The sequence below is a fragment of the Hominiventricola sp. genome, assembly GCF_057604405.1.
The window spans coordinates 355,779-373,769 of sequence record NZ_DBLYVB010000001.1; the positions used below are offsets into that span (position 1 = coordinate 355,779).

At 45.7% G+C, this 17,991-nt stretch carries 14 protein-coding genes and 1 tRNA gene; 1 reads left to right on the forward strand and 14 read right to left on the reverse strand.

Annotated elements, in window-relative coordinates; genetic code table 11:
• Positions 1–66: 66 nt before the first annotated feature.
• The 10 genes from ACZMB2_RS01710 to ACZMB2_RS01755 all read right to left on the reverse strand — a co-directional run bounded on the left by ACZMB2_RS01710 (position 67) and on the right by ACZMB2_RS01755 (position 12,514).
• The gene (locus tag ACZMB2_RS01710) at positions 67–3,132 is read right to left on the reverse strand and encodes a gamma-glutamyl-gamma-aminobutyrate hydrolase family protein (RefSeq protein ID WP_487595220.1); all 3,066 of its coding nucleotides are present in this window, start codon (positions 3,130–3,132) and stop codon (positions 67–69) included.
• Positions 3,133–3,230: 98 nt separating this feature from the next.
• Complete coding sequence (locus ACZMB2_RS01715) at positions 3,231–4,112, reverse strand: tyrosine recombinase (RefSeq protein WP_487595221.1); 882 nt, start codon at positions 4,110–4,112, stop codon at positions 3,231–3,233.
• Positions 4,113–4,179: 67 nt separating this feature from the next.
• On the reverse strand, positions 4,180–4,716 hold the full coding sequence (locus ACZMB2_RS01720; protein ID WP_487595222.1) for a hypothetical protein: 537 nt from the start codon (positions 4,714–4,716) through the stop codon (positions 4,180–4,182).
• Between the two features lie 52 nt (positions 4,717–4,768).
• Positions 4,769–5,563 (reverse strand): pyrroline-5-carboxylate reductase, encoded by a 795-nt coding sequence (gene proC, locus ACZMB2_RS01725; RefSeq protein ID WP_487595223.1) that lies wholly within the window; start codon positions 5,561–5,563, stop codon positions 4,769–4,771.
• Positions 5,564–5,654: 91 nt separating this feature from the next.
• A complete protein-coding gene (rny, locus tag ACZMB2_RS01730) occupies positions 5,655–7,202 on the reverse strand; it encodes a ribonuclease Y (RefSeq protein ID WP_487595224.1) in 1,548 nt (515 codons plus the stop codon).
• A 112-nt stretch (positions 7,203–7,314) separates the two neighbouring features.
• Complete coding sequence (locus tag ACZMB2_RS01735) at positions 7,315–7,848, reverse strand: regulatory protein RecX (RefSeq protein WP_487595225.1); 534 nt, start codon at positions 7,846–7,848, stop codon at positions 7,315–7,317.
• Complete coding sequence (recA, locus tag ACZMB2_RS01740; RefSeq protein ID WP_487595226.1) at positions 7,763–8,866, reverse strand: recombinase RecA; 1,104 nt, start codon at positions 8,864–8,866, stop codon at positions 7,763–7,765. Before recA ends, ACZMB2_RS01735 begins: the two co-directional genes overlap by 86 nt.
• A 148-nt stretch (positions 8,867–9,014) precedes the next feature.
• Positions 9,015–10,100 (reverse strand): aspartate-semialdehyde dehydrogenase, encoded by a 1,086-nt coding sequence (gene asd / locus ACZMB2_RS01745; RefSeq protein ID WP_487595227.1) that lies wholly within the window; start codon positions 10,098–10,100, stop codon positions 9,015–9,017.
• A gap of 124 nt (positions 10,101–10,224) precedes the next feature.
• Positions 10,225–11,601 carry an argininosuccinate lyase gene (gene argH / locus ACZMB2_RS01750; protein WP_487595228.1) on the reverse strand — a complete coding sequence of 459 codons (1,377 nt, stop codon included), beginning with the start codon at positions 11,599–11,601 and terminating at the stop codon, positions 10,225–10,227.
• Between the two features lie 136 nt (positions 11,602–11,737).
• Positions 11,738–12,514, reverse strand: a complete 777-nt coding sequence (locus ACZMB2_RS01755; protein WP_487595229.1) for a formate/nitrite transporter family protein — start codon at positions 12,512–12,514, stop codon at positions 11,738–11,740.
• 244 nt (positions 12,515–12,758) lie between these two features.
• Between ACZMB2_RS01755 and ACZMB2_RS01760 the strand changes: the two genes are divergently transcribed.
• Positions 12,759–12,831: transfer RNA gene (locus ACZMB2_RS01760), tRNA-Thr, on the forward strand.
• A gap of 864 nt (positions 12,832–13,695) precedes the next feature.
• On the opposite strand, the gene glgA is transcribed toward ACZMB2_RS01760, so the two are convergent.
• From glgA to ACZMB2_RS01780, 4 genes are all read right to left on the reverse strand, one after another.
• Entirely contained in the window at positions 13,696–15,147 is a 1,452-nt protein-coding gene (gene glgA, locus ACZMB2_RS01765; RefSeq protein ID WP_487595230.1) for a glycogen synthase GlgA, read from the reverse strand.
• 166 nt (positions 15,148–15,313) lie between these two features.
• Positions 15,314–15,973 carry a bifunctional 4-hydroxy-2-oxoglutarate aldolase/2-dehydro-3-deoxy-phosphogluconate aldolase gene (locus ACZMB2_RS01770; RefSeq protein ID WP_487595231.1) on the reverse strand — a complete coding sequence of 220 codons (660 nt, stop codon included), beginning with the start codon at positions 15,971–15,973 and terminating at the stop codon, positions 15,314–15,316.
• Between the two features lie 15 nt (positions 15,974–15,988).
• The gene (locus ACZMB2_RS01775; RefSeq protein WP_487595232.1) at positions 15,989–16,669 is read right to left on the reverse strand and encodes a FadR/GntR family transcriptional regulator; all 681 of its coding nucleotides are present in this window, start codon (positions 16,667–16,669) and stop codon (positions 15,989–15,991) included.
• 18 nt (positions 16,670–16,687) lie between these two features.
• A complete protein-coding gene (locus ACZMB2_RS01780; RefSeq protein WP_487595233.1) occupies positions 16,688–17,989 on the reverse strand; it encodes a nickel pincer cofactor-dependent isomerase, group 22 in 1,302 nt (433 codons plus the stop codon).
• Between the last annotated feature and the right edge of the window lie 2 nt (positions 17,990–17,991).

The following is a 17,991-nucleotide window of genomic DNA, read 5'->3' on the forward strand; positions in this document are numbered from 1 at the left end:
ATCAAGTCAGAACTCTCAAGAAGCTCCACGCCGTTTTACGGCATGAAGCTTCTTTTCTATTCCTCATTATTTCACATGTTTCTGAATAAAATCCAGTACAATTTTCCTTGTCTCTTCGTAGGCATTGGCTGTTTCAAACCGGCGTTCCGGGTGCCACTGCAGTGCCAGAATCTTCATTTCATCGGATCCGTAGGCTTCCACCACATGATTTTCCCGGTCAATGGCCAGTGGCTCGAAGCAGGGCGCCAGCCCTTCCTCATAGATGCAGTCCGAATGGTAATTGTTGACCCAGATATTCCGTTGTTCTTTCACAAGCCACACCTGATGATCCATTCCCCTCGTTCTGGTCACTGGAAGCTTGGGGTGATACCAGAGCTTTCCGCCAAACATGACATTAATGTACTGCATACCACGGCAGGTGGCAATAATAGGAATGCCATGGGCCACACAGTAGTGGATCACCTGCTCCTCCATCCGGTCACGGTTGGGCTGCAGTTCATCTTCGTGGGGGCGGTCATACATCGATGGCGGCAGAGAACCTCCCCCCACTACAATGAGGAGATCCCTCTTCTTATTGAAAATCATCTCCACATTCTTCGTAAAATTGGAAATGGTCTTCGGGATAAAGCCCAGCAGTTCATAGAACCGCACATAGCCGGACTCCAGAATATCCACCGGGTCACCATATTGGTTCACGCCTTCTCTCTGGGTAATGAGGGCACTCAGATTCCGGTATTGGATTCCTTCCTCGATCTTTCCTGCCCGGCAGTCAAGACTTAAATAACTCAAAGAAGATACATAATGGTAAATCTTCTCACCGCATCCAATGGCCGCCGGAATCTCAAATTCTGCACAGCGGATGGCCATATGGGACGCTGCACCGCCAAATCGGGTGATAAATCCTTTGATTCCTTTGGTAAATACCCACTCGTATCCAGGGTCCGCTTTCGGAACCACTACGATTTTGTCATGGATATCCGCATCCGGTTCTTCATCCAGCAGTACAACCTCTCCTTCCACCTTTTTCGTGGTAATGAAGTTAGGTCTTGCCTCATAGACTTCCACCACATTCAGGCTCTGCCGGTTCAGAATCACCTCCGGCAGATACAGTTCCCGGAACTCCTGATATTTCCGGTGTCTTCTGACAATTTTTTCTTCCATCCGGTCTTTCAGTTCATCCAGGCTCATATACTGGGGCAGCTGAAAGTCTTCGATTTCCAGCCAGGACAGATCATTTCTGGCAATTTCCATGATCGTTCCTGCCCGTACCAGAAGTTCCAGAATCAGGCTTAATGATTTTGTAAACTCAAATTTAAAATATTCTCTCTGTTCGATGGCATGACGGATAAAATGGACTAGCTGCTCCCAGGTCACATGAAGTTCAGCTTCCTCAATCGCCCGGGTAAGACGGACCGAATCCAATGCATCTTCCCTCGGTGTCACTTTTCTCTGGGACTTGGAGGGACACGGGCGGAAATTCATCTGATCATAACGTTCCGTGCGAATATCATAGGTTCCCACACGAAGATGACCATATTTCTGATTGAATTCCGTCCGGCTGATCTCGTCCATGGAAAATGCCCGGAAATCCTTCTCAAACTTTGTAGAGACCGTGGAAATGGACTGCATGAAAGCGTCTGCATCTTCCTGCGTAAACCAGGTCTTTTCTCCGCTTTTCTCCTGCTCTTTGGGTCCATTTTCCGTCAGACTCCGCAGAAAAGCTCTTGCCATAAATGCCATCCGGGCCTGGCGCGCAAACTGGGGGGTTCCATAATGCTGCAAACCGGCACGAAGACTCTGCACCGCCTGCATGATCTGATGGATGGTTGCCGATCCGGCATGAAGAAGCTCTTCCTCTTTTTTTCGGATTTCTTCCAGTTTTTTTAAGCTGTTCAAGTCTTCTTCCAGAATCCGGTCAAATTCCGTGATGGCGTGTTCTGTTACCGCCTTCAGGCTTTCCAGAAGTTCTGTCCGGTCCTGCTCCGAAAATCCGAAATCCAGTAATTTTCTGGTTCTCTGTTCCGTTCCAAAATCGTAGCTGGAAAATACGATTTCAAATTCAATCTTATCATGAGCTGTCAGATTGTGCCGCAGTGCATTCTGATAGTAATGGATCAGCCTTTTCGCCAGCTCTTCCGGCACACGCTGGGGAATCAGGGAATAGAAGGCATATTCCAGACAGATATATGGCTTATTTCCAATCCGATGCATCAGGTCTTCTGAGAGTTTCCGGAAGCCCAGCTTGACAATTCCCTGATTCCATGCCTGATGAGTGATAATGGCCCGGTAAAGGGAATAGTCTAACGGCCGCGGATTCGTTCCAATGATCTCCGACGGATTCCAGAATGCCATATCTGACATCATCATGGGTTCTCCCGTGATCACATTTTTATGCTGCAGATACATATTCGCTGCATTTTCCAGCAGATAAAAAAACGCTGGGTCATCATAATTGCTGCCTTGTTTGTAACTTGCCACAAGGGGACGCATCTGGAACAGAATAATCCTGTTCTCTTTATCAATGGCGAACTCAATATCCAGAGCCAGCCCCTCCATAATGTGCTCCAGTTCCCGAACCGCCTTTAAAAGCTCTTTCCAGGGTGTATCCAGCGTATTTTCATCCACATTGCGGACCACCTTCATCATCCGTCCCGCAGAGCCGCTGGTAACACTGTCTGTTGATCCGGTCTCATCATAGTTAATCAGATAGTAGGGCTTATTGTTCTGAATATCCCTGGTAAATACCACGCCGCTGCAGGCTACATTCAATGCCTGACACTGAATCAGCACCTGTTCCTCTGCCAGATTGGAGATATCCTTCCGATAAGAGGCAATAACCGCATCCACCGCTGCGATAATCTCCCCCTCACTGGAAGAATCCACATCCAGAATACTTTTATAGTGGCCTGCATTGGAACGCTGGAACGAATCCTCCGCCGACGAAGAACTCCGGACCACGATCCTCCGCCCCCGGAACTGATCCATAATTTCATGACAGACTTCCAGCTTGTCCATCTGGTAATCCCGGACATGAAGAATATACATTTCTTCAATGGTCGATTTATGAATCAGGCTTCGCAGTGCAAATAATGTATCGGCCTTTGTGGAAATCAACGATTTATGCTGTTCCATCTTCCTATCCCCTTCCGTATTCTAAGTATTTTATACACCCAAAAAGGCGCAAAAGCTCCTAATAAGCTTCTGCGCCTTTGCAGTATTTCTTACCATTCTCAGCCTCTCGGATGAGCTTTTCGGTACTCAGTTGTAATTCCCGGCTGAAATTCCGCATAAATCTGTGTGGCAGCCATATCCGTATGTCCCAGCATTTCCCGGATAATCTGAAGTCCGGCTCCGCCTGCTGCCATATGGGCCGCACAGGAATGACGAAACATCCGCGGTGTAATATCCTTCTCAATTCCGGCTCTGGAAGCATAGCCTTTGAGCACTTTCCAAAATCCCTGTCTGCTCATAGGCGCTCCGGAACAGTTAAAGAACAGCAAATGATCCTCTTCATTTTTCAGGAAGGTATTCCGTCCCTTATCCAGATACATCTGAAGTGCCTTTCCGGCCGTTCCCCCGAAAGGAATCATCCGCTCCTTGCCGTTCTCCCGGCAGATAATCCAGCCAAAACGAAGGTTCACATCCTCCACTTCCAGATGGACCAGTTCGCTGACTCTCATGCCAGTGGCATAGAGAAGCTCCAGCATAGCCTTGTCCCGCATTCCTTTTGGATTATTTCCTGACGGCTGTTCCAAAAGATGCTCCATCTCTTCCACTGTCAAAATTCCCGGAAGCTTTTTCTCCACTTTTGGAGGTTTCAGAAAAAAAGACGGATCCTCGTCCAGTATCCGTTCCCTTACCAGATATTCAAAAAAAGCTTTCATAGAAGCAATGTAGCGGGAAATGGTGGCCGCCGACATTCCATTTTTCTCCATATGCAGTACATAAGCGTTCAGCGTCGTTCCACGGATATCAGCTGTCGAGGTAATCCCCTGTTCTTTCATATATACTGCCATCTTGGCCAGATCGCCATGATATGACATGACCGTATTACGGGACAACTTCTTTATCTCTTCCAGATATCCCGTAAAAAGTCGAATTTCTTCATCCATAATGTTACCCCAAACTACCTAAAGATGGTTACAGTATAGCGAAGAAATTCCCGAATTTCAATCTTTTTTATGAGATTTTCCGTAAAAGCTGCTGTAACAGCGGTGGATTGATACAGGTTTCACTTAAAATTCCAAATAACAGGAACAGGCTGCCTGCCGCAGCCAGAAACAAATACTTCTTTCGACTGTTTCCGTGATAGGTAATCCATAACAGCACCCAACCGAAGGCAGGAAGATAGAAAAAAATCTGAGGAAGCACACCTGCCACGCAAATAAGAATTCCTTTTATTCCCAATTGGATTGTTGAAATACTCAGCATGGTTCCCATCACCATTCCCAGCACCAGCAACAGCACTCCCATCACCGCCGGTGCCATAGGCATAGCTCCGCAGCATACTACAAACAAATACTGCCCTGCCCGGTAACTCCCCGTATACTTCAGCAGACGAAGAGTATCAATTTTCAAATTTGCATACTGACTCAGAAAATAAGTCCCAAAAATTCCTGGAAGCATGGATTTCTGGCATGTCTGCACCAGCACCACTCCCAGAATCAGACCCGCAAACAAAAGCAGTAAATATCGGTCATTCACCCATCCACGCATAAAAAGACCTCCTCTTTCATTATATGAAAAGAGAAGGCCCATTATCACCCGATCAGATTTCGGTACATTTTTTATAAACTGCCTCACAGCCTTTTAACACTGCATTCCGGAATCCGGCTGCTTCCAGGGCAGCCACACCCTCGATGGTAGTGCCAGCCGGGCTGCATACCTGATCTTTCAGTTCGCCCGGATGTTTTCCGCTTTCCAGCACCATGGAAGCGGAACCCTTCACCGCCTGGGCCGCAAAGACATATGCCTGTTTTCTCGGCATACCGCAGCGCACCGCCCCATCTGCCAACGCCTCAATAAACATGTAGACAAAGGCCGGGGAGCTGCCACTGGCGCAGACCACCGCATTCATGAGCCGCTCTTCGATAAATTCTGCCTTTCCACAGGAAGCAAAAATTCGAGACAGTACTGTCAGCTCTTCTTCCGAAAATTCTTCCTTCCTGCAGCTGATACCCGTCATTCCCTCACCGATCATAGCCGGTGTGTTGGGCATTACACGGACAATCCTCTTGTCCGTTCCCAGATTCAGCTTCAGCTGATCAATGGTTCTTCCCGGTGCCAGGGAAATAATCACATGTTCCGGAGTCACCATATAGCGGATCGCATTGAACACCTCGTCATAGAACTGAGGCTTCACTGCCAGAATCAGATATTTACAACGGTTTGCGCACTCCGCATTCGAATCTGCAACCGCTACTCCTAATTCTTCGGAAACCTTCCTCTTTGTCTCCTCCGTCTTTGCCGAAAATACAAAATCTGTCCGGGGAAACTCTTTTAATGCCCCGTGCAAAATTGCTTTTCCCATATTGCCCATTCCAATAAAACCAATTTTCTCCATGCTGCTGTCCTCCTCTGGATTTGAATAAGAATTCAAAGAAAGGATGCCGCATACGCGACATCCTCTTTGTTATCTTTTCAATCTTTCGTCATTATTTGGCGTAATCTGTAACTCTGCTTTCGCGAATTACATTGACCTTAATCTGACCAGGGTACTCCAGTTCCGCTTCGATCTGTTTGGATATGTCTCTTGCCAATAATACCATCTCTGCGTCATCTACCTGGTCCGGAACTACCATAACACGAACCTCTCTACCTGCCTGAATAGCAAAAGATTTATCAACTCCCTTAAAGGAGTTCGCAATATCTTCCAGTTGTTTTAATCTGTTGGTATAAGTCTCCAGTGTCTCTCTTCTCGCGCCCGGACGTGCAGCAGAAATGGTATCTGCTGCCTGTACGATACAGGCGATCAGGGAAGTAGGCTCTACATCACCATGATGTGATTCAACTGCGTTGATCACTGTAGCTGATTCCTTATACTTCTTACATAATTCTACACCGATCTGAATATGGGATCCTTCCATCTCATGATCGATGGATTTTCCAATATCATGTAACAGTCCGGCACGTTTTGCCAGACGAACGTCAACACCGATTTCACCGGCCAGGAGACCTGACAGATGAGCAACCTCGATGGAATGCTTCAGAGCATTCTGACCATAGCTGCTGCGGAATTTCATACGTCCAAGCAGACGTACCAGTTCCGGATGGATTCCGTGAACACCAACCTCCAGGGTTGCTGCTTCACCTTCCTCGCGGATCATTGTGTCAACTTCTTTCTGGGCCTTCTCCACCATCTCTTCAATTCTTGCCGGGTGGATACGACCGTCAACAATCAGTTTTTCCAATGCGATACGGGCAACTTCACGCCGTATCGGATCAAATCCTGACAGAATCACTGCTTCCGGTGTATCATCAATAATCAAATCCACACCAGTCAGGGTCTCAAGAGTACGGATATTCCGTCCCTCACGGCCAATGATACGTCCCTTCATTTCGTCATTGGGAAGCTGCACTACAGAAATCGTTGTCTCAGCCACATGGTCGGCTGCGCATTTCTGAATGGCGGTAACAACATAGTCTTTCGCCTTTTTGCCTGCTTCCTCTTTTGCCCTGCTCTCCAGCTCTTTTACCAGCTTGGCAGTTTCATGTTTCACATCGTCTTCAACTGTTTTCAAAAGATATTCTTTTGCTTGTTCGGAGGTAAGACCTGAGATTCGTTCCAGTTCCTGTACACGCTTTGCAGAAAGCTCTTCCACTTCCGCACGTCTCTTTGCAAGACGTTCTTCCTGTGCTGCGAAGCTTGCTTCCTTGCGTTCAATCGCTTCCGTCTTCTTATCAAGAGTTTCCTCTTTTGCAAGGACGCGGCGCTCATAACGCTGCAGCTCTGCTCTGCGCTCTTTGGTCTCTTTCTCTAATTCGTTTCTGGTCTTCATAGACTCTTCTTTTGCTTCCAGCATTGCTTCACGCTTCTTCGTTTCTGCTGCTTTCAGCGCTTCGTCTACGATCTCTCTAGCTCTGTCTTCTGCATTACCAAGCTTGGCTTCCACTACTTTTTTACGGTAGCCAATTGCACACGGCCAGGTAATAGCTGCGGTCAGAACAACTGCGACCAGAACTGCTATTATGATCGGAACCATATACAGGAGCACCTCCTTATTTAATTTTCATTGTACATACACAACATCATAAATTTTAAACTGTTTTTACAATTATGTCAAGTGCTGTGTGTTTCCTTTTGTGCAACTTGTTTTACAAATCGGCAGCCTGATCCCATCTGTCTTCTTTCATCACAGACAGTATATCTCCCATCCGGAAACCTTTTCTCAGAAGACCTGCCAGAAGCCGCTGACGGACTTTTTCCTCTGTGGCAGTCCCTGCAAACTTCTTCTTTTCAAGAAACCTGCGGATGATAATTTTCTCATCCGCAGGTTCCAGTTCTTCATATACCTTTTGAATCAGCTCCGGAGATACTCCCTTTCGAAACTGAAGCTCCTGCTCCAGCTGTCTCCGGCTCTTCTGCGAGGAACGGTATTCGATATAATTACGAACATAACGCTCATCATCGATATAGCCAAAGCTTTTCACATAGGCAACTGCTTCCTCCACCAGTTCCGGAGAAAACTCTGCCTGCAGAAGCTTTTCCCGAAGCTGGGCTTCCGTCCGATCCATCCGTTCCAGAATCTTTAGTGCCTTAATCTTAGCTTTCCGGAGTTGTGAGCTCCAGGCTTCCTCCTGCTGCTCCGTCTTCTGCTTTTCGGAATGCTTCCGGTACCGGTAATCCATAATGTTCTCTGACCCTCATCTCTACTTCATCGCGAATCTCAGGATTGTCATGAAGGAACTGCTTTGCATTCTCCCGTCCCTGTCCGATCTTCGCATCATTATAGGCATACCAAGCGCCGCTCTTGGCAATGATCCCACATTCCGCTGCCAGATCCAGAATATCTCCGTCTGTGGAGATTCCCTTTCCGAATACAATATCAAACTCTGCCTCTTTGAAGGGCGGTGCAATCTTATTCTTTACAACTTTGACGCGGGTATGGTTACCTACCACCTCTCCGCTCTGCTTCAGTGCCTCTGTACGGCGTACATCCAGACGGACGGAAGCATAGAACTTCAGCGCGCGTCCACCGGTAGTCGTCTCCGGATTACCGAACATAACGCCGATCTTCTCACGGAGCTGGTTGATAAAGATTACGATACAGTTGGTCTTGCTGACAATGGAGGTCAGTTTTCTCAGTGCCTGGGACATGAGGCGAGCCTGCAGACCTACATGAGAATCACCCATATCACCGTCAATCTCTGCTTTCGGAACCAGTGCAGCTACAGAGTCCACAATCACAATATCCACTGCTCCGGAACGAACCATCATCTCGGTAATCTCCAGAGCCTGCTCTCCATTATCCGGCTGGGAAATATAAAGGTTATCCACATCCACGCCGATATTCTTCGCATAAACCGGATCCAGCGCATGCTCTGCGTCGATAAATCCTGCAATGCCGCCGCGCTTCTGTACTTCCGCTACCATATGGAGTGCTACCGTCGTCTTACCACTGGACTCCGGTCCATAGATCTCCACAATACGTCCCTTCGGAACACCGCCTGCTCCCAGGGCAATATCAAGACTTAAGGATCCGGTCGGCACCGTCTCCACCTGCATGCGGCTGGACTGATCTCCCAGCTTCATGACAGAACCTTTTCCGTACTGCTTTTCAATCTGAGAAAGGGCTGCATCCAGTGCTTTTAACTTTTCTTCTTTCCCAGCAGCTTTTCCATTCTGCATTTTATCTTCTTTTCCCATGAAATATCTCCTTATCATCGAATTTCACAATACGAACTTTTGTTCGATTCCCTGCTTTCTATCCTATCCTATTTACATGGGATTGTCAAGAAAAAAAATCCTGCCTGACCATATTCCACGGTCAGACAGGATTTCTGGCTGATTGCTCTTATTTCTTTGTAATATATCCTTTTGCTTTCAGAGTCTCTGCACAAAGCACTGCTCCACCAGCTGCACCACGTACCGTATTGTGGGAAAGTCCTACGAATTTCCAATCGTAGATGCTGTCCTCACGAAGACGTCCTACAGAGATTCCCATTCCGTTCTCATAATTGACATCCAGCTGAACCTGCGGACGGTTGTCCTCCTCCATGTAACGGATGAACTGCTTCGGTGCGCTCGGAAGTCCTGCCTCCTGCGGGAATCCACTGAATTTCTCCAGACGGTCGATCAGCTCTTCCTTGGTCGGGTTCTTGCGGAATTTTACAAATACCGCTGCGGTATGTCCGTTCAGTACCGGAACACGGATACACTGGCAGGTGATCTTCGGCTCTTCTGCCTTTACAATCACACCATTCTCAATGTGTCCCCAGATACGAAGGGGCTCCTGCTCGGATTTTTCTTCCTCGCCGCCAATATAGGGGATAATGTTGCCTACCATCTCCGGCCAGTCCTTGAAGGTCTTTCCTGCTCCGGAAATTGCCTGATAGGTCGTAGCTACTACTTCATAGGGCTCAAATTCTTTCCATGCGGTAAGAACCGGTGCATAGCTCTGAATGGAGCAGTTCGGTTTTACTGCAATAAATCCACGTTTGGTTCCCAGACGTTTTTTCTGGAACTCAATCACATCAAAATGCTGGGGGTTGATCTCCGGTACTACCATCGGAACGTCCGGAGTCCAGCGATGTGCGCTGTTGTTGGAGACAACCGGAGTCTCGGTCTTTGCATAAGCTTCCTCAATGGCTTTGATCTCGTCTTTGGACATATCCACTGCGCTGAATACGAAATCAACACTTGCTGCTACTTTTTCCACTTCGTTGACATTCATGACAACGATCTTTTTCACTGCCTCCGGCATAGGAGTGTCCATTTTCCAGCGGCCTCCTACGGCTTCTTCGTATGTCTTGCCTGCGGAACGTGCACTTGCTGCAATCGTTACCACCTCAAACCACGGATGATTCTCCAGAAGGGAGATAAATCTCTGGCCTACCATACCAGTTCCACCAAGGATACCTACTTTCAACTTTTCACTCATTTTCTCATTCTCCTCTTATCTTATGCGCGCCCTGTGTGTCCGCGTATGACGCACATTTGTCATTTCTATGAAATAGTACAGGATTTCTTTCAAAAAAGCAACCCTTTTTTGAAAATTTATGCCATTATGCCTCCAGATACTCTTTATAACCTGCAATGACTTTTTCCATTGCCTCCTTGCCCGGCGCGCCAATGGTCAGACGGCGGTTCACACAGGTCTCCATGGAAATCGCATCATAAATGTCATTTTCAAAGACCGGACTTTCTTCTCTGTACTCCTCAAGGGTCAGATCATCCAGGGATTTTCCTTCTGCAATGCAGCGGAGTACCAGCCGTCCTACGATTCCATGGGCATCCCGGAAGGGCACGCCATGGTTTACCAGATAGTCAGCTGCGTCTGTGGCATTGGTGAAGCCTTTCTTTGCACTTTCCTGCATGCGGTCTTTGCGGAAGCTGATGGTATCCATCATGCCGGTAAACAGGGCAAGGCAGCCTTTGGTGGTGTCGATCGCGTCAAATACCAGCTCTTTATCTTCCTGCATATCTTTATTGTAAGCCAGCGGAATGCCTTTCATGGTAGTCAGAAGAGACATGAGGGCACCATAGACACGTCCGGTCTTACCGCGTACCAGCTCTGCAATATCCGGATTCTTCTTCTGGGGCATAATAGAGCTTCCGGTGCTGTATCCGTCGTCAATCTCCACAAACTGATACTCGTTGCTGTTCCAGATAATCACTTCCTCAGAAAAACGGCTCAGATGCATCATAATGGTGGACATGGCAGACAGATATTCAATGAGATAATCCCTGTCAGATACGGCATCCATGCTGTTCTGCATCGGGCCGTAAAAACCAAGCAGTTCTGCTGTATAGTCGCGGTCCAGCGGATAGGTGGTTCCTGCCAGTGCACCGGCACCCAGGGGACAGTAATTCATGCGTTCTGCAATATCATGAAGTCTTGAACGGTCTCTTTTGAACATTTCAAAATAAGCGCCCATATGATGGGCCAGTGTAATGGGCTGTGCCTTCTGCAGATGAGTAAATCCCGGCATGATGGTCTCGGTATTTCCCTCCATGATGCGAAGCAGTACTTTCAGAAGACCCTTTACCAGCTCGTCTGTCTCCTTCACTTCATCTCTTGTATAAAGTCTCATATCCAGCGCCACCTGGTCATTCCGGCTTCTTCCGGTGTGCAGCTTCTTTCCTGCATCTCCAATCCGGTCAATGAGGTTTGCCTCCACAAAGCTGTGGATATCCTCATACTTATCTGTGATCTCCAGTTTTCCGGATTCCACATCAGCAAGGATTCCTTCCAGTCCTTTTAAAATCTGTTCTTTTTCGTCTTCTGTCAGGATTCCCTGTTTTGCAAGCATTTTGACATGTGCCATACTGCCCTGAATATCTTGTTTATAAAATTTCTGATCAAATGAAATAGATGCGTTAAAACGATATACCAGCTGATCGGTTTCTTTCGTAAAACGTCCGCCCCATAACTGTGCCATGGTTCTTCTTCCTTTCCGGTTTTTTCTACAAATTACAGTTCATTTTATCACAAAGAATCTTCCTACACAAGAGCGGGGCGCCGGTCTTATGGACCGACGCCCCGGGTTTATATGGGACTCAATATAGAAGTTACTGTCATTTTTCTTTCTGGATGATATAGTATGGGAACGCCACCAGAAGGGCACCTCCTGCCACATTTCCAAGGGTTACCCACAGGAGATTGTGAAAATATCCTGCAATAGAAACACCTTCCACTCCTGCTCCATTTAACAGTCCAACTGCCATCACGCTCATATTTGCAATGCTGTGTTCAAATCCACATGCCATAAATATGTAAATGCACCAAAAAATCATGATCAGCTTTCCGGATTCCGTCTTCAGCTTGGTGCAGCACCAGACTGCCAGACATACCAGCATATTGCAAAGCATTCCTTTAAAGAATAAGGCCGATGCGGTTCCGCCCATCTTTCCGGCTGCAATCGTTGCAAAATATTCACCGGTAGCTCCCTTCGGAACTCCTCCAAGCTGGAACAACGCTACCAGGATCACCGCTCCCACAAAGTTTCCAAGATAACAGACAACCCACAATTTCAGAGTGTCAAGCCAAGATATTTCTTTTTTGAAAGAAGCCGCTGCCATTACAAAGTTATTACCTGTAAAAAGCTCCGCTCCTGCCATAACCACCAGACTCAGTGCAGACGCAAAGGAAAACGCCATAATCACTTTTGTAATCGTACATCCCGCTGCCGTCAGAATCGAGCCGAGGGTAAACGTTACAAATCCGCCAAGAGTGATAAAGGCGCCTGCCACCATGGCTGACATAAAATAACCAGCTGGGTTGTTGTTAAGAAGTTCCATCTTTCCTTTTGCCGCATTGCATACACTATTGAATTCATCACGAAACATCATCATCTCTCCTATCTGTTTATGTTTTTCCGTCCCTTGCTGTCGCAGATTTCTTTATCTGTATCATCCCATATCTTTCAAAGATTGTTATTATAATAACATACTTTTCCCCATGTGTGATTGTACACATTGTAGGAAACCATTATCTGATTTTTCATCCCCAAAACCAGAATCCCAAATTTTTTCAAAAAGCACTTTACTTTTTTTCTACCATAAGATATAATAACTTTTGTTGCTGAATGCAATCGATGCTTCCGTGGCTCAGCAGGTAGAGCGACGCACTCGTAATGCGTAGGTCACCGGTTCGAATCCGGTCGGGAGCTTACTTTGAGAAGTCCTGAATTTCAGGACTTTTTCTTTTTAAAAAGAATATTGCAAAGAAAAATTGCATATGTTATAATGCCGATAGGCTAAGAGATACAACTAGACCACAATTGGCTAGGCAAGAAATGAGCAAATTGTTTCCACTATGAAGCAGCGCAAACGAAAAGCCCCGGAGCGGTATCTCCGGGGCTTTTCTATTCCGTTTTGGTATGGTGGCTTAATCCATAGGCTGGTTACCGGCTATTTGTCGCTATCCAACTATTTGCAGATGTAGTGGCAGGCTACACCAGCCGCGACAGCGACAAGAAATGAACAAATATGTTCCACTATAAAGCACCTCCCTTCCGTACCAGTCTAGGAGGCGGTAACATATCAATAATAACACATACAGACTAGATTATCTACTTTTTTCTTACAAGCAAAGGGACTGATGCAGAATAGATGGAGTCATCTGTTCTGTATCAGTCCTTTTTGTGTGATTTTAATAGTCATTTTCTATTTTGTAGGGCAGATAGAAAATAAAAGTTATTTTTTGCCCAATCAGGCAGTGCAGACACGCGAAAATTCTATAAAAACAAGTCTTGTTATTTGATTTGGACATATAGAAAATCTGTGATATCAGATGCCCAGAAAATTAGGGCAAAAGATGCATAAAAATCTCTATATGTCCAATTTTTTTAATTTCTGAAACTATATAGCGAAAAATATTTTTTTCACTGCAAATATTGGGCATGGAGAGGCACGAACATTCCATATACCCAAATGGATCAGCTTCGAGAGAAGTGTTGCCTTCACACAAAATATTTCACAAGTGGGCGAAGTCCATCGTCCGGCCTCCGGTTGCATAAAACCATACAGAAATCCTACCAGCCAATCAGCCAGGAGTAGATTCCTTCGTATTTATATCTGGATGCATCCCATGAGAAATCTTTCTTCATGCCACGTTCTACCATCTCGTCCCATTCTTTGCGGTGTACGAAATAGGTATATTTTGCGTAGTTGATGACTTCCATCATATCCCATGGATTATAATTGGTAAAGGAGAATCCGGTTCCTTTGCCTTCATACTCATTGTAGGGTTCTACGGTATCTTTCAGGCCGCCGGTCTCACGTACAATCGGAAGTGTTCCATACCGAAGAGAGATGAGCTGGGTCAGTCCGCAGGGTTCAAATGCCGACGGCATAAGGAACGCATCCGCTGCCGCATAGAGCTTGTGGGACATCTCATCTGCATAATAAATATTGGCAGATACTTTATCCGGATATTTCCATGCATAGTGCCGGAACATATTCTCATACCGCTCGTCTCCGGTACCAATCACCACAAACTGGGTATTATCATCCACGATCTGTTCCATCACTTCCGCAATCAGGTCGAGACCCTTCTGATCCGTCAGGCGGGAAATGAGACCGATGATCATCTTATTCTCATCTACCGTCAGGCCCAGTGCTTCCTGCAGGGCTCTCTTGTTGGCTGCTTTGCCCTTCTTAAAATCTTTGATGGAATAATGATCCTGGATCTTCGCGTCGGTCTCCGGATTCCAGATATCATAGTCGATACCATTGACAATTCCTCTAAGATCCATATGTCTTGCGGACAACAGGCCATCCATTCCCTCGCCGTACTCCGGTGTCTGGATCTCCTGGGCATAGGTTTCACTGACTGTCGTGATATAATCCGCGTACACCAGTCCGCCTTTGAGCATATTGGCATCCCTCTTGTACTCCAGCTTATCCGGTGTAAATACATAATCCGGCAGACCGGTCAAACCCTTCATGGTCTCGATATCCCAGATACCCTGGAATCTTAAGTTATGGATGGTCATGACCGTCTTGATACCCTGGTAAAATTCACCGGCTGCGAACTCTGTCTTCAGATAAACCGGAATCAGTCCGGTCTGCCAGTCATGGCAGTGAATCAGATCCGGGCGGAATCCAACGATGGGAAGAATGGATAATACCGCCTTATCAAAGAAGGCAAATTTTTCAATATCTGTCCGGAAATCCCCATAGGGTCTGGAACCTCCGAAATATACCAGATTGTCAATGAAATAGAAGGTAACCCCTTCATATTCATACGTCATGACACCTACGTGGGCACCTGGATTATAAGAACCGGTTCCCATATAAAAATGTGTGATATACTTGAAATTATTCCTGAACTCATCCGGTATACAGGTATAATTCGGTATTACCACACGCACATCCCACTCATCCTTATTAAATCCCTTTGGCAGCGCTCCACATACGTCCGCAAGTCCCCCTGTTTTGATAAACGGCACGCATTCGGAAGCCGCAAATAATATTTTCTTCATATAAGAGCCCCTCCCACAAGATAAGAAAATTCTGTTGTAAATATCATATCATAATCCGACTCATTTCAAAAGGGATTTTTCATTATTTTAAAGAAAATGGGCGGCAAAAATACAACGCAGGAGATGTATCATTCACACCTCCTGCTACATATTCGTATTTTGCCTTTTACAAAGCTTCCACCGCCATGTGAAATTGTCTTGCCGAATTTGTAATAGCCGTAAAATCACCTGCTTCAGCATTCTTTGCACTGACCAGATTACTACCAATTCCAAAGCAGCAAATTCCTGCTTTCACAAAATCCTTAATACTCTCTGGTGTAACTCCTCCAACTGCAGACATAGGAATATGATGTAGTGGTCCCATCAGCGCTTTGATATATTCTACTCCCATCAACGCCGCCGGAAACAGCTTTACAATATCCGCCCCCGCCTGATATGCCATCACTATTTCGCTTGGTGAAAAGGCTCCAGGTATTGACACCATTCCAAGTTCTCTTGTTTTTCGAATTACAGCTTCGTTTGTATTTGGTGAAATCATGTAATCCGCTCCTGCCTGATATGCATCTTCTACATCTTTCTCCGTCAGCACTGTACCTGCTCCCAGACAAATTCTTTCTCCGAAACTCTTTTGAATTTTTCTCAGACTATTAAGCGTCTCTTCCCGCTTTATTTCGTCCGTATGATCAAATGTAATTTCCGCCATATTGACGCCGCCATCCAAAAGTGCCTGTATTACATCTTCTATATTTTCCTGACTCACTCCACGGATAATCGCAATGATTTTATTTTGATAAATCATATCGAGAACTTTATCTCTTCCCATCATACTACTTTCTCCCGATTATTGCTTTCTTCTGTTTTCTTCCATCCTATGTATTGTTTCCTCCATATGTTTTCTCATATAGAGAGTAGCAAGTTCCACATCTCTTTCCTTCACATATTTCAGAATATATTTATGATATTCCAGTCCAATATCTGGTCCAACACCCAAATTTACCTTTTCGTGATGTCGGATCAATGCTTTACTGATCGATTTTGTAATACGATATACAAATTCCTTTTTTGTTCCTTTTGCAAGCACTTCATGGAATTCATAATCCGCCGTATAAAACTCCTGCATATCCCCGCCACAATTTTTCATTCGATTATAGCAGCTTTCCAGTTCCGCAATATCCCCTTCATCCGCATATTTTATAAAGAGGGCAATATTTCCGCATTCATAGTATTTACGATATTCCAGAATGCTGATGACATCTTCATACTCTACACAATCCAGTCCCAGATCCATATCATCCAGCATTCTCGGATCCTGCACATAGGTTCCGGATCCCTGAATAGAATACAGTACAGAAGCCGATTCCAGCCTGCTGATAGCCTGTCGAACAGCCACACGGCTGACACCCAGTTCTTCCCGCAATCTTGCTTCTGTATAAATGCGATCTCCCGATCTCCATTCGTTCTTTTCTATCTTGTCTTTAATAAATGCGTAGACAATGTCTGTTGCCTTTTTTGTATATCCCATTGTTTACCTCTTTTATGCTTATTGATGAGCAAAGCTCCTGCTCATTTTCTCTTCTGTATCAAAAGAGAGTTCCACTTCCCCCAAAATCTCGGCATCCTCCATCTGTTCATACTCCATCTTCAGAGCTTCTGATACCCACACTTCATCCAGATTCAGCGTATTTTTAATTCTCATAACCTTTACTTTATCTTCCGCCAGCGAAGAGGTCAGCATAATGGCTGTTTTTATTGCTTCCAGATCACTGTTCAAAATAACTGGCAATCTGGATGGACCGAGAATTCCCGCTGTAATAGAATTCGTATACATCACGCCTAAATCCAAACCTCTCACACAGTTTACCGTCGTAATGTCTGCCATTCCAATTCCGGCTCCATTTCCGGCAGTTTCCGGCGTAGTCCCCAGAATTACAATCTGTTTTATCTGAATGGAATCAAAACCTTCATTCAAATAAGAACCAGGTCTTCCTGTTACATTCGGATCCATACCTTCTCCGCTGATGTTCTTTCCTATCTCGTCAATAACCAGCACATCTAGTTTCCGTGCTTTGATTTTTGGCATATTTTTCTTTGCCAGCTTCAATAATTCTTTATCACGCTCCATAATACATGCAGCCGGAACTGCTTCCAAAATCATCGGTTCATCATATGCATTTTCCACAATTCCGATTCCGCCGATGATTGGAGCTTTCTCTAATATCAACTCTGCAGCTTCCGGAAGTGCCCACGGAAAATTTGCAAATCCTAGCTTATGGAGGCTCGCACAGCCTCTATGTTTACCAAGACCTATTGCAAGCATTTTCACCAGACCGCTTTCATGCTCTCCTTTAAAGTCCGCATGAGGCTTCACTTTATTCATAATGAATACACCATCAGACTCATACGCTTCTTTTGAAAAATACACAGGAAGCCCGCAGGAGAGGTTTCCCAGCTCTACAGTCTCCATGGAAGGTTCGAATGGCACTCCCATACTTTCCGGTGTAATACCCAGATGTGAAAGTACATCCAACTGCCCCTGCATAGTACCTCCTCCATGGCTTCCCATGGATGGCACAATGAATGGTTTCGCTCCCTTTTCTTTCAAAAAATCCAAAATTGTCCGTAAAATTTCTACACTATGAGAAATTCCTCTGCTGCCAGCTGTTACCGCAATTTTTTTGCCTGCAAAATCTGTTTCACCAAACACAGTTTCCAGTTGTTTTCTGGTTTCTTCCTGAATATTTTCAATTCTACGCTTTTCAAAATTCTGACGTACTGCATACATTTTTGGAATTTTTATATCATCCAGAAGATTTCCAAAATTTACATTTATTTCACGTTTCAACC

Coding starts and splice junctions, on each gene's coding strand:
- ACZMB2_RS01710 (WP_487595220.1), bottom strand. CDS start 3,132: ATGGAACAGCATAAATCGTTGATTTCCACAAAGGCCGATACATTATTT.
- ACZMB2_RS01715 (WP_487595221.1), bottom strand. CDS start 4,112: ATGGATGAAGAAATTCGACTTTTTACGGGATATCTGGAAGAGATAAAG.
- ACZMB2_RS01720 (WP_487595222.1), bottom strand. CDS start 4,716: ATGCGTGGATGGGTGAATGACCGATATTTACTGCTTTTGTTTGCGGGT.
- proC (WP_487595223.1), bottom strand. CDS start 5,563: ATGGAGAAAATTGGTTTTATTGGAATGGGCAATATGGGAAAAGCAATT.
- rny (WP_487595224.1), bottom strand. CDS start 7,202: ATGGTTCCGATCATAATAGCAGTTCTGGTCGCAGTTGTTCTGACCGCA.
- ACZMB2_RS01735 (WP_487595225.1), bottom strand. CDS start 7,848: ATGGATTACCGGTACCGGAAGCATTCCGAAAAGCAGAAGACGGAGCAG.
- recA (WP_487595226.1), bottom strand. CDS start 8,866: ATGGGAAAAGAAGATAAAATGCAGAATGGAAAAGCTGCTGGGAAAGAA.
- asd (WP_487595227.1), bottom strand. CDS start 10,100: ATGAGTGAAAAGTTGAAAGTAGGTATCCTTGGTGGAACTGGTATGGTA.
- argH (WP_487595228.1), bottom strand. CDS start 11,601: ATGGCACAGTTATGGGGCGGACGTTTTACGAAAGAAACCGATCAGCTG.
- ACZMB2_RS01755 (WP_487595229.1), bottom strand. CDS start 12,514: ATGATGATGTTTCGTGATGAATTCAATAGTGTATGCAATGCGGCAAAA.
- glgA (WP_487595230.1), bottom strand. CDS start 15,147: ATGAAGAAAATATTATTTGCGGCTTCCGAATGCGTGCCGTTTATCAAA.
- ACZMB2_RS01770 (WP_487595231.1), bottom strand. CDS start 15,973: ATGATGGGAAGAGATAAAGTTCTCGATATGATTTATCAAAATAAAATC.
- ACZMB2_RS01775 (WP_487595232.1), bottom strand. CDS start 16,669: ATGGGATATACAAAAAAGGCAACAGACATTGTCTACGCATTTATTAAA.